The organism is Chitinophaga sp. (assembly GCF_036569185.1).
GTDB lineage: Bacteria > Bacteroidota > Bacteroidia > Chitinophagales > Chitinophagaceae > Chitinophaga.
The window spans coordinates 1-19107 of record NZ_DATCRD010000157.1; the positions used below are offsets into that span (position 1 = coordinate 1).

The window sequence follows — 19107 nt, forward strand, 5'->3', positions numbered from 1 at the left end:
TTGAACCCCGCAATACCGGCGCGGGTTACAGGAGCTTCAGAGCCGCCTGCCACAATAGCATTGGCCTTACCCAGGCGGATGTAATTGAAAGCATCTACGAGAGCGCTGGTAGAAGAAGCGCATGCAGACACTGTACAGAAATTGATTCCCATGAAGCCATATTTCATAGCTATCTGGCCTGCGGCAATATCGCAGATTAATTTCGGAATAAAGAAAGGGTTGAATTTAGGCACAAAGTTTTGCTGCGTAAATTCTACGATCTGTTCTTCGAAGGTAAGCATACCACCGTTGCCGGATGCCCAGATCACACCGATCTTTGTTTTATCGATGGAGGCATTATCAAGACCGGCATCCTGTACTGCTTCCTGTGCAGCCGCCATAGCGTACTGTGTGAAGCAATCCATTTTGCGGGCTTCCTTCTTCTCCATATATTTCTCTACATCAAATCCTTTGACTTCACAGGCGAATTTTGTTTTAAACTCCGTGGTGTCAAATTTAGTGATGGGGCCGGCGCCACTAACGCCTGCCTTCATATTGTTCCAAAAAGTATTTACATCATTCCCGATAGGTGTTAATGCTCCCAATCCGGTAACCACAACCCTTTTCAGTGTAACAGTACGCATATTTTTTACTTTAATAAAAAAAGTTAGAGCGCAAATTTAGTTACTTATTGTTATGAATAAGCATATTCATTAAGATAATATAATATAACTTTTTGGGATTTACGATGAAATCGCCTGTGGGAGCGCATTTGCGCGTATGAAGAAGCAGGGTCTGACTTCCCCCTCTTTTTTATTTGAAAAAACAGGGAAATGTAAGACGTAAACGTTACTATATTATCAGGCTGCAGCCACCACTTCAGGCACCGGCAGGGTGCTGATTTTACGGGTACGCTGCTTCAGGAAGTCAATGATTTCAGCGTCTGTCTGGTAGCGGTCGCCGATATTTACAAAGTGTTTTGCCAGCAGGTCGTAGCGTTTACCCATCAGGTAGGCCCATACATGCAGGAAGTGGATGCCGTCAAATACAATGGCATCGTTGCTGATATATTCCCCCAGGGTTTTGGTGAAGTACACAGGATGCTCTGTCCAGTGCATGCTGGGTTTTATGTGGTGACTGATATGATAGCCATCGTTCCAGCATTTGTGGTTGTATTTTGTATTGATGCAGGTAATACTGTTCTTATAACAGTTATCCGGTTCTTCCGCATCAATGAAAGCATGTTGCGCCCAGTTGCCCACCATCATAATAATGCGGGAAATGATAAAGGGCAATATGAAAACCACGAAGGTGGCAGGAAAATTAATGAACGATAAACCAATGCAGGCGCCAATGAAAAATGCCTCGCCCCTCAACAGTTTTACCATCAGTTTATTTCTTTTTTTCCGGAGATGATAGCGGGCGGTGTCATATACCCCGAAAGTAACGAAGTGGAACAGGTATAAGAGGAATCCACGGAAGGAATCGCGCTGGTATATCATGGTACAGCTATCGTCGTCCGGCATATTGTTTTCCGGGTGATGCATACCGATATGATGGGAATAGTATGATTCCGGAGTTTGTCCGAATAAAGGGCCGATTGCCCACGGCAGGTAATTGTTCCAGAACTGGTATTTCTTTTCAAAGAATACCCGGTGACTGGTACAGTGCAGCATCAGGCCAAAGGGACCCTTAAAGGTGACATTGTTCAGGAACTGGTAAGCTATAGCAGCGCCCCACCATACCCAGTTGTTTATTCCCGGGATATACATGAGGATAGCCAGCGGCCACAGGGTAAAGGTGATTTTTAAGGTCAGGTATACAAAGGGAAGGTCTCGCTCATCCCTGATCCAGCTTTTAAAAAGACGGTCAAGTGCAGTTTCATGTTCAGGCTTTACGTAAACCGGGTCAGTAAGTGGAGAAAGATGCTTCATAAGCTCAGTGTATTTTTACTACAGTTGTAATAATGTTGGCCAGGAGCCGGAATTACTATAACGCTCCCCTGAAAAATATATTATACCGTACAGGGATGACCGAAAGATAACCATTTTTTTCTTCTCTGGCAGTTATTACAGGTATTTTTGTAATTTCCGTTCTAATGTGTATCTGTCAGAGAGTAACATAGCCCTGTAATATGTAATAACTGTTTGGATGTGTGGGAATGTTCGGGGGAATTCATTTTCATATATGCCAAAACCAATCACTATACATGAAGCGATTAACCCTTAAGGATGTTGCTAAATTGGCCGGAGTGGCCCCTTCCACGGTATCGTTCGTTTTGAACGGAAAAGGGAAACAAATGCGTATCCGCGATGAAGTAGCCTCCCGGATTATGCAGGTGGCTGAAAAGTCGGGATATGAGCCCCACCGTATGGCCGTGAACCTCCGTACCGGGCAATCCAAAACCCTGGGACTGATCGTGGAAAGCATTTCCGGAAGTTTTTTTGCCAGTCTTGCTAAAACCATAGAAACCGAAGCAGAGCGCAGAGGTTATAACGTAGTGTATTGCAGTACTGAAAACAACGCCCAGAAAGGCGGGGAGCTCATCCGCATGCTTGGCCGGCAAATGGTGGATGGCTACCTGATCACCCCGGCGCCGGGGATGGAGAAGGAAATCCAGCAACTGGTACAGCAGCATAAGCCGGTAGTGCTGATGGACAGCTATTTCCCTTCTATCAAAACCCCTTATGTGCTCATCAATAACTTTGACGGCGTACAGCAGGGGATGAAGCACCTGATAGGGAAAGGTCTTACCAAGATCGGGTTTGTAATGGTAGACGTAAAGCTGATACAGATAGAAGAGCGCCTGCGGGGATATACCACTGCTTTGAAAGAACATAAGATACCTGTAAAAAAGAAACATATCCTGCAATTGCAGTATCACCGGCAGCGGGAAGACTCCCTGAATGAGCTGCAGGCCTTTATAGAAGCCAATCCCGAACTGGACGCCATCTTTTTCTCTACGAACTACCTGGGTATCCTCGGATTGGAAGTCATAGCCCGGATGGGGTTGAAGATGCCCGACGACATCGCGGTACTCTGTTTTGACGATCATGATATCTTCCGTTTATACCCGCCGGGTATTTCGGTGATAGAACAGCCCATAGAAGGAATTGCCAAAACCGCTATAGACCTGCTGATGCACCAGCTGGACAAAAACAGCGGCCCAATGAAAAAAACGGCAGTGGAGCTCCCCGGGAAATTTATCCTGCGGGGATCGGCCTGATAGCCCTGCGCCGGATGCCAAAGCTCTTGTAGGTAATGCGGATCACTTCCAGGGTTTTAATGGCGTCTACTACTTCCGGGATATGTTCCGCGCCTTTATCGACCGGCCCGGCTGCTGGAAAGCAGAAATCTGAGCCACATTATCCGCCGGCGGCAAAATGGCCGGTTGAATACCGGGGCCACTTATAAAAAAACCGTTAAATACTTGTATTTGCTGGAAAAATAGTTTTATTTTTAAAACCAGCTTTTGGAGCTTAACGGAAAAAGGATTCGCTGAATCTTTTTTTTCTGTACCTGTGCTAAATCGATTTTGTTAAAATTTCACGGTATCTTCACACGGCGAGTGTGATATTGGCTAAAAGGATCATTTTTGTTGTATATAATATCTAATCATGAAAAAAGTTGGACTGTTAGCAGCCGCTTTATTCTGCCTGCATGGCGCATACAGCCAAACGGTAAATAAAGTTGCTGAACCGGTAGAATGGGTAAATACCCTGATGGGCACTGATTCTAAAGTGAGCTTATCAAACGGGAACACCTATCCTGCCATTGCCCTGCCATGGGGCATGAACTTCTGGATGCCGCAAACCAATACCATGGGAAATGGCTGGGCCTATCAATACACCGCTGATAAGATCAGGGGATTCAAACAAACGCACCAACCGTCGCCCTGGATCAACGACTATGGCCAGTTTGCCATCATGCCCGTTACCGGTACCGTAAAGTTCGACCAGAACAAACGCGCCAGCTGGTTCTCCCATAAATCAGAAGTGGCAAAACCATATTATTACAGCGTATACCTCGCTGATCCGGATGTGACCACGGAAATTACGCCCACGGAAAGAGCCGCACAACTGCGCTTCACCTTCCCCGCCACCGACAGCGCCTTCATCGTGGTAGATGCCTTCGATAAAGGTTCCTATATTAAAATATTACCGGACGAAAAGAAGATCATTGGTTATACTACCAAAAACAGTGGTGGCGTACCTTCCAACTTCAAAAACTATTTCATCATCAAATTTGACAAGCCGTTCACCGTGGCCGATATCTGGCACGATTCCGTACTGGTGAAAGGCCAGCTGGAACTGCAGGCAGATCATACCGGCGCCGTAGTAGGCTTTAAAACAAAGAAAGGTGAGAAAGTAGGTATACAAACTGCCTCCTCTTTTATCAGCTTTGAACAGGCAGAATTAAACCTGCAACGCGAAATCGGGCAGGATAACTTTGATGCTACCTGTAAGAAAGCAAAAGACATCTGGAATAAAGAGCTCGGCAGACTGGCCATAGAAGGCGGTTCCAGCGAACAGGTAAGCACCTTCTACTCTTCCCTGTACCGCACTATGCTCTTCCCGCGCAAGTTCTATGAAATCAATGCAAAGAACGAAATAGTTCACTACAGCCCGTTCAATGGCCAGGTATTACCCGGCTATATGTTCACCGATAACGGGTTCTGGGATACCTTCCGCGCGGTACATCCTTTCTTCACCCTGATGTACCCTACACTCAGTTCGCATATCATGGAAGGATTGTCCAACGCATACAATGAAAGCGGCTGGTTGCCGGAGTGGGCAAGCCCCGGTCACCGCGACTGTATGGTGGGCTCCAACTCAGCTTCACTGATTGCTGATGCCTACCTGAAAGGTATCCGCGGGTATGATATCAATAACCTGTATAAGGCCATACTGAAGAACACGGAAAACGAAGGCCCGCTTAGCTCTGTAGGCCGCCTGGGGGTTAAATACTATAACTCACTTGGCTACGTGCCTTACGATGTGGAAGTAAACGAAAATGCTGCACGTACCCTGGAATATGCTTACGACGACTTCACCATTTACCAGTTGGCAAAAGCGCTGAACCGCCCGAAAAAAGAAATCGATCTTTTTGAAAAACGTTCCCAGAACTACCGCAACCTCTTTGATCCGGAAACAAAACTGATGCGCGGAAAGAACAAAGATGGCAAGTTCCAGACGCCGTTTAACCCGTTCAAATGGGGCGATGCCTTTACAGAAGGGAACAGCTGGCACTATACCTGGTCTGTGTTCCACGACGTACAAGGCCTGGCCAAACTGATGGGCGGCCGCGAAATGTTTGCTAAAATGCTGGATTCCGTTTTCAATATGCCACCGGTATTTGACGAAAGCTACTATGGCACCGTTATCCACGAAATACGCGAAATGCAGATCATGAACATGGGACAGTATGCACATGGCAACCAACCCATTCAACACATGATCTACTTATATAACTACGCAGGCCAGCCCTGGAAAACACAATACTGGATCCGCCAGGTGATGAGCCGCCTGTATAAAGCCACTCCTGATGGTTATTGCGGTGATGAAGACAATGGCCAAACCAGCGCCTGGTACGTGTTCTCCGCAATGGGTTTCTATCCTGTATGCCCGGGCACCCAACAATATGTATTAGGTACGCCGCTCTTTTCCAAACTCACCATGACTTTCGAAGATGGTAAGAAAATGGTGATCAACGCGCCAGGCAACAGCGATACCAACCTGTATGTACAAAAAGCATCGTTAAACGGACAACCGTATACAAAGAACTGGATCAGCCACCAGGACCTGCAGAAAGGCGGTACCCTGGAATTCAGAATGGGCGCCACTCCTGAGAAATCAAGAGGAACAGACCCTGCTGCTTTTCCATATTCTTTTTCAGCAACAGCGGATAAGTAACGTAAACGTATAAACGATTTTCATTGTTCACTGAAATATTTCATCCCGACTCTTCGGGATGTACTCAATTTTCGCTTAAATCTACCTGCATGAGAAAACTACTTTTACCTTTACTTTTCTTTCCATACCTGTGCGTATCTGCACAGGAAAATGTGGTACAATATGTAAAGCCTATTACGGGCACACAACGGATGGGGCACACCTATCCCGGTGCTACTGTGCCTTTTGGTATGGTGCAGCTAAGCCCGGAAACGGATACTATTCCCTATGAGATGAACGGGAAATATAATCCTGATGTTTATAAATATTGCGCCGGCTACCAGTATGAAGATAAAACCATTGTGGGCTTCAGTCATACCCACTTCAGCGGCACCGGCCACTCCGACCTGGGCGATTTCCTGATCATGCCCACCGTAGGAGCCCTGCAGCTGAATCCCGGTACGGCAGATCATCCCGAAAACGGTTACCGATCCGCATTTTCACACAGTACAGAGGTGGCGGAGCCAGCTTATTACAAAGTGAAACTGGAAGATGATAATATCATCGCAGAGCTTACAGCCAGCAACCGTGTGGGGTTTCATCAGTATACCTTTCCCGGTACAGGCCAGGCGCATATCATCCTGGATATGATGTCAGGCATCTACAATTATGAAAACAAAAACGTATGGACCTTTATACGGGTGGAAAATGACACCCTGATCACCGGGTTTCGTCAAACTAACGGTTGGGCACGTACGAGAATAGAATATTTTGCGATGACCTTTTCCAAACCCTTTATACAATACGGGCATCAGAACTATGCTAAGGATGTGTACAAAGGCTTCTGGAGAAAGTTTGACCAGTCGAAGAATTTTCCCGAAATGGCAGGAAAACAGATCCGCGCTTATTTCGATTTTAAAACAGCACCCGGCGAAAAGATCAAAATAAAATTTGCATTATCTCCGGTGAGCACGGAAGGAGCGCTGAAAAACCTGCGCGCAGAGATCCCGGGATGGGACTTTGACCAGGTGAAGCGCGACGGACAAGCCTTGTGGACGAAGGAGCTGAATAAAATTCATATCGAATCGAAAAGCCGGGAGGAAAAAGAGAATTTCTACACTGCCATGTACCACGCCTTCATCAATCCAACCACCTATATGGATGTGGATGGCGCCTACCGCGGCCTGGATATGAACATTCATACCGCCAACGGATATACGAATTATACTACCTTCTCCCTTTGGGACACTTACCGTGCATTGCATCCTTTGTTTAATGTGATCCAGCCGAAAAGAAATGCGGATATGATCCAGTCGATGCTGAACCATTATGAACAAAGCGCCCAGCATATGCTGCCCATCTGGTCGCATTACGCTAATGAGAACTGGTGTATGATCGGTTACCACAGCGTATCGGTCATTGCGGATGCTATTATGAAAGGCAATGCGCCTTTTGATGTGAATAAAGCACTGGATGCATGTGTAACCACGGCGCGCCACCGCACCTACGACGGGCTGGAGTATTACATCGACAGGGGCTATATCCCGGAAGATAAAAACGGCTCCTCCGTTTCAAAAACATTGGAATATGCATACGACGACTGGTGCATAGCACAGGTAGCGAAGAAACTGGGCCGGACAGATATTTATGAAGAGTTTATTAAACGTTCACTGAACTACAAAAACGTATACGATTCCAATACAGGGTTCATGCGTCCCAGGCTGAATGACGGTACATTCAAAGCAAATTTTGATGCACTGCAAACACACGACCAGGGCTTTATTGAGGGAAATGCCTGGAACTACAGTTTATATGTGCCTCACTACCCGGATGAAATGATTGCCATGATGGGCGGTAAAAAACAATTTACCACTCACCTCGACTCCCTGTTTACCATGGAGCTTCCCGATAAATTTTTTGCTGAAACGGAAGATATCACCCGCGATGGGATCATCGGTAACTACGTACATGGCAACGAGCCTTCGCATCATGTAGCCTACCTGTATAACTGGACCGGCTATCCGTGGAAAACACAGGAGCGGGTACGGATGATCCTGAAAAAGATGTATCATCCCGGTCCTGATGGCCTTGGCGGTAACGACGATTGCGGGCAAATGAGCGCATGGTATATTTTCACTACGCTTGGCTTTTACCCGGTATGCCCCGGCTCCGACCAGTATTCATTGGGAAGCCCCGCTATTGACAAGGCTACCCTGCAACTGGAAAACGGCAAAACCTTTGTTGTGGATGTAAAAAATCAAAGCGATAAAAATGTGTATGTGCAAAAGGTATTGCTGAACGGAACGCCGTTGAACCGCTTGTATATTACGCATGCAGATATCATGAATGGCGGCACTATCACTTTTTATATGAGCGCCAAACCGAAAAAATAACAAGAGTGCCCAGATCAGACAACTGGCTGTTTCCATTAATGGAAGCAGCCTTTTTTGTAAAGGTATATGCCTATATTGCCGGTAATAAGTAATAAGATGAACGATATTATTAAAGCAAATAAAGATAACCTTATTTCTGTATGGCGCACTGCAGGCGCGCCTTTCAATGCCTGTACAGAAAACCAGGCTTTTGGCTGGTGCGGTGTTCCCGGTATGGAGTGGCCTAATAAATTATGGTTTAACAGTGATATTACGGAAGAAATAATAACTGCAGCTTTAGGCACTATTCCTTCCGGCAGGATGGTAATACCCTACTGGAATACTTCCGGGGAAGAAGTGATCATAGCGCACGGAGGCGTAAAAGCGTCTGAGCAATCGGGCATGTCGTTGAAACTGGAACAGCCGTTTCACCGGGAAAACAGGTTGCTGTTCCGTAAAGTGACTACCCCGGCGGATGCTGCATTGTGGGCGGGTATTTACCCACAGGCATTTGGTTACAGCATTGATCAGAAAATCCTGGAGGCTACGTATAGTGGTATGCGTTATTACCTTGCATTGCTGGATGGGCAGCCGGTGGGCACCGCTATATTGCATCTTCTCGATGGTGTTGCCGGCATACATGGCGTAGGTGTAATCCCGGAAGCCAGGAGAAAGGGATTTGCCAATGAAATTATGGCATATGTACTAAATGAAGCTATTGCGCTTAATGCCGTCTACGCTACTTTGCAGGCATCCCGGATGGGGAAAGGCATTTATCTTGAAATGGGTTTTGAAGAGCAGTTTATCATCAGGAATTACGCAGTGCATAAGTAAGTGCATTTATAAAAAGCGGGAGGGGCGATATCAAATATCGCCCCTCCCGCTTTTTATAAAAATCAGTTATTATCAATGCAGGGTAAATGACACTATACCCAACTGTACTTTTTGCGCAGCATCAAGTGCTTTATAACGGAAATACAGGTTGTGTTTTTTGCCATCTGTTACCGGTGTAAAACTGAAGTTTACCTTATTGGGTATTTTAGGTTGGGCGCCCGGACCAATGGTTACTTCACCCAAACGGGCGCCATTGGCATCATCGAGGAATGCTTCTACCGTAAAACCGGATTGCGGTGTTTCCTGTACCATGTATGCGAGCTCTATGCCGCTTACACCGGTCAGATCCAGCTTATTGTAAGCAGCCCATCCTTCTGTATTGGAAGGGATAAGGAACTTTATGCCACCTGCCGCAAATACAGCAACGCCGTCTGCTTTGCTGAAATCTGCAGCTGCCAGTTTAGGGCTCACCAGTTCTACGGATGCGGTGCCGGTGATAGGCTTAATGCCGGGGCCTCCCTTATCGGTGTAGCTGGCCAGCAGGTACAGCACGCCGTTGTCTTTTGGCTCGCCACCTAATGTTGGATTAACACTGCCGCTAACAGGCAGGGAAGGTACCTTGGGAGCACCGCCGCCGATGGAATAGATGTATTCCACCAGTTGTTTGGCTTCGCCAACAGAAATGCCCGGGTGTGCCGACATAGCGGTTTCGCCCCATACGCCGCCGCCGCCGTTGATGATCTTTTTAGCCAGCATTTCAGGTGCGGCGGGATCGTTCTTATACTTTTCTGTTATTTGCCTGAATGAAGGCCCGATAGATTTTTCATCCGGTTTGTGACAGGTTTTACAATCGGATACCTCCATGATATTTTTACCGGCAATAGCGCCGGTAATGATCTGGTGACCTTGTGGTTGCGCCGCCTTATCACGTCCCTGGATATAATCTGCCTTTACAAAGATATTGTTGACATCCAGTTTACCATCTGCAGAGTTACCATCTTCCTTATCAGAGATGTTAACCGCGTACTGCACAGGTTTGCCAGGGAAGTAGAACATCTGGTTACCGGTGATATTGATTTTCACTTCAGGGGTTTCGTTGCCAGCGTATAACTCTATGGATTTACTCTTTGTTTTAGCGCCTTTATCATCTGCCACTTCTACAAATACCGCGTATTCACCGGCAGTGCTGTAGGTAAATTCTACCTTAGGTTCAGTAGTTTCTTTCTTACTGCCATTGCCAAAATTCCAGAGATAAGTGACTTTGTCGCCATCAGGATCTTTAGATCCTTCCGCAGATAATGTTACTTTGAATGGCAAGCCACCGGTAGTGCGCGTAGCCTGTATATTGGCTACAGGCGCGCGGTTGCCGCCGTTGAAATCAATGCGTGAAAGACCGGCGTCTGCATTTTTGCTAAACCATCCGTTGCCATATTCAAGGATATACAAACGGCCATCGGGGCCCATTTCCATATCGATAGGGGCATTCAGCTTAGTGTTGGGCATAAACTTTTCCATTTTGGAGAAGTTGCCGTTCTTATCCATTGTTACGGCCATCACCCATCCGCGGATCCAGTCGTAGATAAACAGCTTGTCATTATAGTAATCCGGGAAACGGGTTTCTTTCGGATAAAACTCGCTGTGATAAACGGGGCCAGCTTCCGCATTACGGCCGCCACTGCCTACAATCGGGAATTCGTCTGATTTGGCGTATGGGTACCAGATGAAAGCCGGTGTAGCTGGTGGCAGTTCTCTCAGACCTGTGTTGTTGCGGGAATCATTGATTGGTTTCAGCGGATCATAAAAAGCGCCGCTTTCACCTGTTTCATAATTGTACTGGCGGTATGGTTTGTTGTCGGCAATAAACAGCGGGTAACCGAAGAAGCCCGGTTTTTTTGCCTGGTTTATTTCATCGTATCCCCTGGGCCCCCGCAACGAATCATCGTTGTTGGCATCGGGGCCTACTTCTCCCCAGTATACATAACCTGTTTTCTGATCCACCGACATGCGGTAAGGATTACGTGTACCCATGGCATAAATTTCCGGGCGGGTGCCTTTTGTGCCTTTAGGGAACAGGTTGCCGTCAGGAATGGTGTAAGAGCCATCCGCCTCTACTTTGATGCGGATGATTTTTCCACGCAGATCGTTGGTGTTGGCGGAACCGCGACGGTCATCATACTGCAGGTGGCCGGGACGGTCGTCAGTTGGGCCGTATCCTTTGCTCACATATTTCTGCCCCGGTTCATCAAACGGAGTGGTATTATCACCTGTAGATAAGTACAGTAACCCGCCCGGACCAAAGGCAATAGAGCCGCCGGTATGACAGCATATATCACGTTGGGAATAGAATTGCAGGATTACTTTTTCGGAAGCCATATCCAGTTTGTTGTTTTCAAATTTGAAACGCGACAAACGGTTTACGGAGGTATCTGCAGGAGAGTACATCGCGTAGATGTAGTGATTGTTTTTATAGTCAGGATCTGCAGCCAGGCCGAGGAATCCTTCTTCTGCATTCACATGTGGAACATCGGTATGATGATATACTTTCAGGAAGCCTACCTGTGAAAGCCTTTTTTCTGCTGCATTATACAGCATCAGTTCCCCCCGGCGCTGCGCCACCAGGATATCCAGGTTAGGGAGTATAGCCATTTCCGTTGGTTCAAAGAACTCACCGGATACGAGCACATTTTTCGTGAAGCGGTCTTCCTCCGGTACGCGCAGGGTTTTGGCCACGCTGTAATCGAGCACCTGGTTTTTCCCGATGGCATATTTAATACCACCGGCAAGGTGTTTCAGGAAGAGGCTATCTGTATAAGATTCATCTGTATGACCAAGACCGGTATAGAAAGCGCGGCCGCCGTCATAATCATGATACCAGCTGATGGGGTGATTGCCGCCCATTGTACCGCCCTGGTACGACTTTTCGTCCAGTTTCAGCAGTACGGTAGTGGTGGTATCCACATTTTTATAATTGTACCACTCATCGGTATGTTCCCATTTTTCGGGAAGACCTTCCGTAGCGGGAAAAGATTTTTCTATTACATCAACTATAGCTTTGTGAACGCCGGGAGGATGGTTCTGGAACCATGCACCCGCGAGGTGGTTATACCAGCCCCATTCGTATTCTGTATCAGCAGCGGCATGTACGCCCACATAACCACCACCTGCCTGGATATATCTTTCAAAATCGGCTTCCTGGTAATTGTCGAGCACATCACCGGTGGTATTAAGGAAGATGACAGCAGCGTATTGCGCCAGCGTATCTTCATTGAATTTAGCGGCGTTTTCAGTAGTATCTACATCAAACCCGTTTTCCTGCCCAAGTTTCTGAATGGCTTTAATACCAACAGGGATGGAGCTGTGGCGGAAACCGCTGGTTTTTGTAAATACCAGCACTTTCGGTTTGCCCGGCCGGGATTTTTTACAGGCTGCCAGGGCCACTACCACCAGTGCCAGCAGCAAAAATATTCTGAGTGTACGTTTCATTATAACAGGTTAGTTTTAGGGTTTCCAGTTGCCGATGGCGTATTCAATGCCACCCAGTAAGTGTTTCAGGTATACAGGATCCTGGTATGCTTCTTTCACATGTCCCATTTCTGTATAAAAGGCGCGGCCTCCTTCAAAATTGTGATACCAGCACATAGGATGGTTATCGCCGTTTTTACCGCCGGTGTAGCTGGTTTCATCAATTTTAATGAGCACGTGCACATCGGGATTAAGATTTTTGAAGTTGTACCATTCGTCTTTACGGATCCACTCATCCGGTAAATCTTTTGTAGCAGGATGATTATGATCCACTACTTTAAGGGTGGCCGTTTGCTGGGCTGGATGGCTCAGGAACCAGGCGCCGGCCAGTTTGTTGTACCAGGGCCAGTCGTACTCTGTATCCGTAGCCGCATGGATACCCATCCACGCACCTCCTTTGTGGATATAGTTCTGAAAGGCTACCTGTTGGGCGCTGTCGAGCACATCGCCGGTGGTGCAGCTGAAAATTACGGCTGCATATTTTTTCAGGTTGGAGGGGGTAAAGGCGCTGGCATCTTCCGTAGTATCTACTTCAAAGCCATTTTCTTTTCCGAGTTGCATGATCGCTATTTTGGCAGCAGGGATGCAATCGTGGCGGAAGCCTTTTGTTTTTGAGAACACAAGTACCCTTTTGGCCTTGTGTTTGTGCTTTGCCTGCACTGAAATAGTGCCGGCAAGGAGCAAGAGTGCAATAAACGCGGTTAATGCTTTCATGTTATTTTACGTGGGAATTGAAATGAAAAAGAGCGAAACGCAAAAAGCAAAAAGCAGAAAGTTATTGTAGCGGAGATATAAATATCCGTTCAGCTGCGCTACAATGGCTTTCTGCTTTTTGCCTTCTGCTTTTCCCTTATTTAAAGAACTCTTATTTTGATATTACGATACCAAACATCATCGCCATGGTCCTGCAGGGCAATGTGGCCTTTTGGATATTTGCCAAACTCCTTCCAGTCGTGGAATTTGCTTTTTGCTACCAGCGCATCCCATTCAGGAGTGCCCATAGTTGTTTCTGCAGTTTTCACGCCATTGAGCCAGAGGGTCAGGTGACCATCTTTCTTTGTTAATTTGGCGGAGTTCCATTCCCCAACGGGTTTCGCCGGCCTGGTAGCGCATTTGATGAGATCGTACAATTCACCCGCATTGTGTTTGGGGTTTTTGCCGTCGGGATGGCCCGCATCGTCAATTACCTGCATTTCAGGACCGGAGAGGTAAGTCTGGCTTAAAGACGGATCTTCGTGAACGCTGAAAATAAGACCACTGTTGCCACCCGGGGAAATTTTCCATTCGTAGCTCAGTTCATAGTTTTCATATTCTGCGTCTGTAACGAGATCACCGCCTGGCGCTCCATTCTTTTTAGCTTCCTGGTTCAGCCCGATAGCCCCGTCGGTCACGCTCCATGCGGGGCTTGCGGTCGACTTCAGGTAAGTATGCCAGCCTTTGGTAGAAGTACCGTCGAACAACAGTACCCATCCCTGTTTTTTTTCTTTGGCCGACAGGGTATTTAATTTCTGGGCTTTTACTGCAGTAGTGCCGAGAACGGCAGCTATCACCAGCGCGCCCATGATTAATTTTTTCATTCCGGATGATTGAGTTAATGATGGAATCAATTATTTGCCGATAGATAAGATGTAGCTTACCATTTCTTTGGCATCATCTTTTGAAATCTGTGGATGAGGTAACATCGCTACTTCGCCCCAGTTACCGGAACCGCCTTTGATTACTTTATCAGCCAGTTTGTCCACGTTTTCCGGTGTGTTAGGATATTTGCCTGCAATGTCTTTCAGGGCAGGTCCTACCACTTTCATTTCTTCTTTATGACATGTTTTGCAATCGCTTTGAGCCATCAGGGTTTCACCTTTGCTCACTGGTTTGCTGGCACTGGGCGATACCATCGAATTATCTGCAGCAGGAGTTTCATGAGTGCTAACGCTGTCAGCATTTTCAGCTTTTTTCTCACCACCTCCGCAAGCTGCAAAGAATAATACGCTTAATACGAGCGGCGCCAGAAATCTCTTTCTCATTTGTTGATTTTTTTTATTTGGTTATTGTTTACTACGATCGGTGGATTAGTTGGCTTACAGGCCTAATATTCTTTTGTTAAAGGCTTCATCTGTACCGCCTCCTGCAAAGTCATCAAATGCCTTTTCAGTAACACGGATAATATGATCCTTGATGAAAGGGGCGCCTTCCCTGGCACCATCTTCCGGATGTTTGATGCAACATTCCCACTCCATAACGGCCCAGCCGGCAAAATCGTATTGGGCCATTTTGCTGAAGATGGATTTAAAATCTACCTGGCCATCTCCGAGGGAGCGGAAGCGGCCGGGGCGGTCGATCCATGCCTGGTACCCGCCATAAACGCCTGAACGCCCGGTGGCGTTGAATTCGGCATCTTTTACGTGAAAGGCTTTGATCCTTTCGTGGTAAATATCGATATATTCCAGGTAATCGAGGCATTGGAGCAGCAGGTGGCTCGGATCGTAAAGAAGGTTGGCCCGGGTATGATTGCCGGTGGCCTCCAGGAAACGTTCAAAGGTGATACCATCGTGCAGGTCTTCCCCGGGGTGAATTTCATAGCAAACGTCTACACCGTTGGCATCAAATTCATTGAGGATCGGCAGCCAGCGTTTTGCCAGTTCGGCAAAACCGGTTTCCACCAGTCCGGCCGGACGCTGGGGCCATGGATACATGGCTGGCGCCCATAACAATGCGCCGCTGAAAGTAGCGTGGGCATTGAGGCCCAGGTTGCGGCTGGCTTTCGCAGCATATTTCAGCTGGTTTACCGCCCACTCGGTGCGTGCCTGGATATTATTGTGATATTGTGCGGGGGCAAAGCCGTCGAACATCTCGGAGAAAGCAGGATTTACTGCTACCAGCTGCCCCTGCAGGTGTGTGCTCAGTTCGGTGATTTCCAGCCCGGCTGCATTTACAATGCCTTTGATCTCATCTGCATAGGTTTTGCTTTCAGCGGCCTTTTGCAGGTCAATCAGGCGTGTTTCCCAGGTGGGGATCTGTACTCCTTTGAAGCCAATGGAGGCAGCCCACTCACAAATGGATGTCAGATTATTGAAAGGCGCTTCATCTCCCATGAACTGCGCCAGAAAAATACCAGGTCCTTTAATCGTTTTCATATGCTCAATCTGGTGATGAATACTATATCTCGAAGTTAGTCCATTTAGCATCGCTTTGTGAAGAGCGTACTACGTTATCGATGAACGCCATACCACGTACGCCTTCCTCTGTGCCCGGGAAATCCAGTGATTCCGGAGAAGGTTGTACCCCATCAATTTTAGCGGATAAGGTTTGTGCGAAGTTGCGGTACAGGTTACCGAATGCTTCCAGGTATCCTTCAGGATGGCCGCCTGGTGTGCGGGTATTATGTGTCATGTAAGACGACTGGAAGGTGTATCCACCGCCTGCGCGATAAATTTCAGTGGGTTTATCCAGCCATTTTACCAGCAGGGTATTAGGCTCATGCTGTGCCCATTCCAGTCCGCCTTTTTCCCCGTAAACACGGATCTTCAGTGCGTTTTCTTCTCCTGCCGCCACCTGCGATGCCATTAAAACGCCGGCAGCGCCATTATCAAAGCGGAGCAGTACCGCGCCGTCGTCGTCCAGTGCACGACCCGGCACCAGGATGTTCAGATCAGCGCATAATTTTTCAATTTTGGCGCCGCTGATATATTCTGCCAGGTTAGCTGCGTGGGTACCGATGTCGCCCATACAGCCGCTTTTGCCTGATTTTTTAGGATCTGTTCTCCAGGCTGCCTGTGCATTGCCTTCTCTTTCGCTCAGTTTGCTGAGCCATCCCTGCGGGTATTCCACCCATACTTTACGGATTTTACCAAATGCACCGTCTTTCACCATTTGCCTGGCTTGTTTTACCATGGGGTAGCCGGTGTAAGTATGTGTAAGCAGCAATGTTAAGCCGGTGGCTTCTACTTTTGCCTTTAGTTGTTTGGCTTCATCGAGGGAGAAGGTGATCGGTTTCTCGATAACAACGTTGAAACCCAGGTCCAATGCCATCATGGCTGGTTCGAAGTGGGCGAAGTTCGGTGTAACGATGGTCACGAAGTCCAGCCTTTTCTCTGCAGGCATTTTCGCTTCATTTTCCAGCATGGTTTTGAAATCGAGATAAGTACGCTCCGGGTCCAGGAACAGCATTTTACCTGATTCTACCGCGACGTCGTTATTGATGCTGAGCGCACCCGCTACCAGCTCAATCAATCCGTCCATATTGGCTGCAATACGGTGAATTGCGCCAATGAAGGCGTCTTTCCCGCCTCCTATCATTCCCATTCTAAGTTTCCGTGTCATATTTACAATTATCGTTTTATAATTTATACTATTTGAACCTGTGCTACTTTTTTACGGCTGCGCATGTAAAAGAAAAGTCCTGCAAATGCTACGATCAGGATAACGGGTATTACGAGGGTGGCATTAATGATTTCCGGCCCGGCTACAGCAGTGGCCTGGCTGAAAGCGGCAGCCTCGGCAGAACCGGGGGCTGCTGAGCGGTAAGCATCCAGCGATGCGCCGGCAGGCAGTTGTTTTACGATAATACTATCGTAGAAACCACCCATAAAATACATGTATACAGATACGGCAAACATACCGGCGCCGCCCATCAGGTTCATGCCGAGTGCGCCCGACTGGGGAATGTTTTCTGATACAAAGCCCAGCATGGTTGGCCAGAAATAAGTAACGCCCATACCAAAAATAAAGGCAGCCACAAATACCATGTTACCTGATACATGGGAAAGTAAATATAAGCCCAAAGCTGATAATATCGCAGAAATAAGTAAAACGCCGGTAGGGGATATTTTATGTACCACAGGGCCGGCAATGCCTCTTCCCAGTACCTGTACACCGGCGGTCAATGCCAGTATGAGGATGGAGTTTTCAGTTACATTTTTCAGCAGCACTTCAATCCACTGGCCGGTGAAAAGCTCTGTGATGGCAGTTCCGAACATAAGGATAAACATCACAATGAAGAGAGGGCTTAATACGGATTTGTACATCTGTGCAGAAGAAACGCCGGCTGCCACCCTTTCAGTAACGGGGAAGTCGAGTTTCATAAAAAGATAACCATAGATAAGGGTAGGTATGATCATGGTGGCTACCTGCAGCTGCCAGCTGAGGCCCATTTTGGAAAGCAGGAATACCAGCAGGGTGCCCACTACGATACCGCCGGGGAACCACAGGTGAAAGTGATTCAGCTTGGTAGTTTTGTTGTCGGGGAAAATGGTGGCCACCAATGGGTTACACGCTGCTTCCACGGTACCGTTGGCCATACCGATAAACAGGGTGGAGATGAACAGGGACCAGAAACCGCCCGCAAACACCGTGAGCACAATGCCCAGCAGGTGCAGGATAAATGCTGCAAGCAGCAATCTCTTCATGCCTATGGCATCTACAATGAACCCTCCTATAACCACTGCCAGCGGAAATCCCCAGAACGCAGTTCCGGCAATGATGCTCAATTGTTTGGTATCCAGGTGGAACTCAACGCCCAGGCGGCTTAAGATTCCGGCACGGATGCCAAAGGATAATGATGTTACCAGTAGCGCCATACAGCTTGCTACGAACAGTTTCTGTGGCTGAATTGCATTTGCCATAAACGTGGATATTTGTGTAAATAAGTTAAAACGACTATTAAACCTTTAAATTTATAAAAAGTATTTTCATATTTCCATCTTTTTATATGGGCGACAGGCAATTTTTTCGAAAATTTTCATTTCAGGCGGTAATATGGGTAAACTGGCCATAATTACCAGGTTTGGATGGCTGTATTTTATGATAAGCGGTTTACCTGCGCAGGGCTTCCGGCCTACTAATAAGAGTAAGGTTCATAGGTGGGCGATAGTCACCTGGTAATATTTCTACCGGCCATCTCTCCAAAATCAAAATACCAGTCGTCTTTCCTGAAAGCCTGCTTCCCTTTTTTAATGTACAAACAACTATACGGTGTACCGTAAAAAGGACTTCCGATCCGCAGATCCGTTACCTGAATATAACCATCCCGGCATTTCCTGCAACAGAAATAAGTAATATCATCCTGGCGGCGGATTATCCCAGGATCATGACGGTATTGGCGCCAGGCGCTATAGAAAGCGGCATAAAAGCCGCCGGTGGGCAATATATACTGGACATAAAACATCGTTTATTCTATCCCGTTAGAGTGCGGAGTAAGATCCGGAAAATCAATGAAGACGATAAAGCCTGGCCTGTACTGGTATTTTGGCAGGGAAGAACCTGAACCAGCATCGCAGCCGCACTGACAATTTGATCGCTGCCTGTAAGCAGGATCGCCGGCAGTGGCAGGATGCCTGCCTTAGAGTGGCAGTGCCTGTAAGGAAATGGCATCCCTTTCCCGGAAATCTTTCCCATGCCGTTTGCTGTAAAATTTCCGGGAAACCGTTGAAGCAGGGTATTTATAGTCATTTGAAAAAGACCAGTACATTTTATAAAAGAAGAAGCCCTGGTTTACCACGCCGGAGCGGCTATGC

Annotated in this window: 14 protein-coding genes; 5 read left to right on the forward strand and 9 right to left on the reverse strand. The window is 47.3% G+C overall.

Annotated features, from left to right (window positions below; genetic code table 11):
• The coding region (locus VIM72_RS11590; protein ID WP_332002998.1) for a beta-ketoacyl synthase N-terminal-like domain-containing protein at positions 1–623 on the reverse strand (623 nt) is incomplete at its 3' end.
• Positions 624–839: 216 nt separating this feature from the next.
• Positions 840–1913, reverse strand: coding sequence for a fatty acid desaturase family protein (locus VIM72_RS11595; RefSeq protein ID WP_332002999.1), 1074 nt, complete (start codon positions 1911–1913; stop codon positions 840–842).
• 275 nt (positions 1914–2188) lie between these two features.
• Between VIM72_RS11595 and VIM72_RS11600 the strand changes: the two genes are divergently transcribed.
• From VIM72_RS11600 to VIM72_RS11615, 4 genes are all read left to right on the forward strand, one after another.
• Positions 2189–3205 carry a LacI family DNA-binding transcriptional regulator gene (locus VIM72_RS11600; protein ID WP_332003000.1) on the forward strand — a complete coding sequence of 339 codons (1017 nt, stop codon included), beginning with the start codon at positions 2189–2191 and terminating at the stop codon, positions 3203–3205.
• A 391-nt stretch (positions 3206–3596) separates the two neighbouring features.
• A complete protein-coding gene (locus VIM72_RS11605; RefSeq protein ID WP_332003001.1) occupies positions 3597–5891 on the forward strand; it encodes a GH92 family glycosyl hydrolase in 2295 nt (764 codons plus the stop codon).
• A gap of 89 nt (positions 5892–5980) precedes the next feature.
• Positions 5981–8263, forward strand: a complete 2283-nt coding sequence (locus VIM72_RS11610; protein WP_332003002.1) for a GH92 family glycosyl hydrolase — start codon at positions 5981–5983, stop codon at positions 8261–8263.
• 96 nt (positions 8264–8359) lie between these two features.
• Positions 8360–9076: a GNAT family N-acetyltransferase gene (locus tag VIM72_RS11615; RefSeq protein ID WP_332003003.1), complete on the forward strand. Its 717-nt coding sequence runs from the start codon at positions 8360–8362 to the stop codon at positions 9074–9076.
• 72 nt (positions 9077–9148) lie between these two features.
• Here VIM72_RS11615 and VIM72_RS11620 read toward each other — a convergent pair whose 3' ends face one another.
• The 7 genes from VIM72_RS11620 to VIM72_RS11650 form a co-directional block, all read right to left on the reverse strand.
• The gene (locus tag VIM72_RS11620) at positions 9149–12559 is read right to left on the reverse strand and encodes a ThuA domain-containing protein (RefSeq protein WP_332003004.1); all 3411 of its coding nucleotides are present in this window, start codon (positions 12557–12559) and stop codon (positions 9149–9151) included.
• A gap of 15 nt (positions 12560–12574) precedes the next feature.
• The gene (locus tag VIM72_RS11625; protein ID WP_332003005.1) at positions 12575–13312 is read right to left on the reverse strand and encodes a ThuA domain-containing protein; all 738 of its coding nucleotides are present in this window, start codon (positions 13310–13312) and stop codon (positions 12575–12577) included.
• Positions 13313–13452: 140 nt separating this feature from the next.
• Positions 13453–14175 (reverse strand): DUF1080 domain-containing protein, encoded by a 723-nt coding sequence (locus VIM72_RS11630; protein ID WP_332003006.1) that lies wholly within the window; start codon positions 14173–14175, stop codon positions 13453–13455.
• Between the two features lie 30 nt (positions 14176–14205).
• Complete coding sequence (locus VIM72_RS11635) at positions 14206–14619, reverse strand: c-type cytochrome (RefSeq protein WP_332003007.1); 414 nt, start codon at positions 14617–14619, stop codon at positions 14206–14208.
• Positions 14620–14673: 54 nt separating this feature from the next.
• Positions 14674–15729, reverse strand: coding sequence for a sugar phosphate isomerase/epimerase (locus VIM72_RS11640; RefSeq protein ID WP_332003008.1), 1056 nt, complete (start codon positions 15727–15729; stop codon positions 14674–14676).
• A 22-nt stretch (positions 15730–15751) separates the two neighbouring features.
• A complete protein-coding gene (locus VIM72_RS11645) occupies positions 15752–16915 on the reverse strand; it encodes a Gfo/Idh/MocA family oxidoreductase (RefSeq protein WP_332003009.1) in 1164 nt (387 codons plus the stop codon).
• 23 nt (positions 16916–16938) lie between these two features.
• Entirely contained in the window at positions 16939–18216 is a 1278-nt protein-coding gene (locus VIM72_RS11650; RefSeq protein ID WP_332003010.1) for an MFS transporter, read from the reverse strand.
• A 464-nt stretch (positions 18217–18680) separates the two neighbouring features.
• Between VIM72_RS11650 and VIM72_RS11655 the strand changes: the two genes are divergently transcribed.
• Positions 18681–18857, forward strand: a complete 177-nt coding sequence (locus tag VIM72_RS11655; RefSeq protein WP_332003011.1) for a hypothetical protein — start codon at positions 18681–18683, stop codon at positions 18855–18857.
• Positions 18858–19107 lie beyond the last annotated feature (250 nt).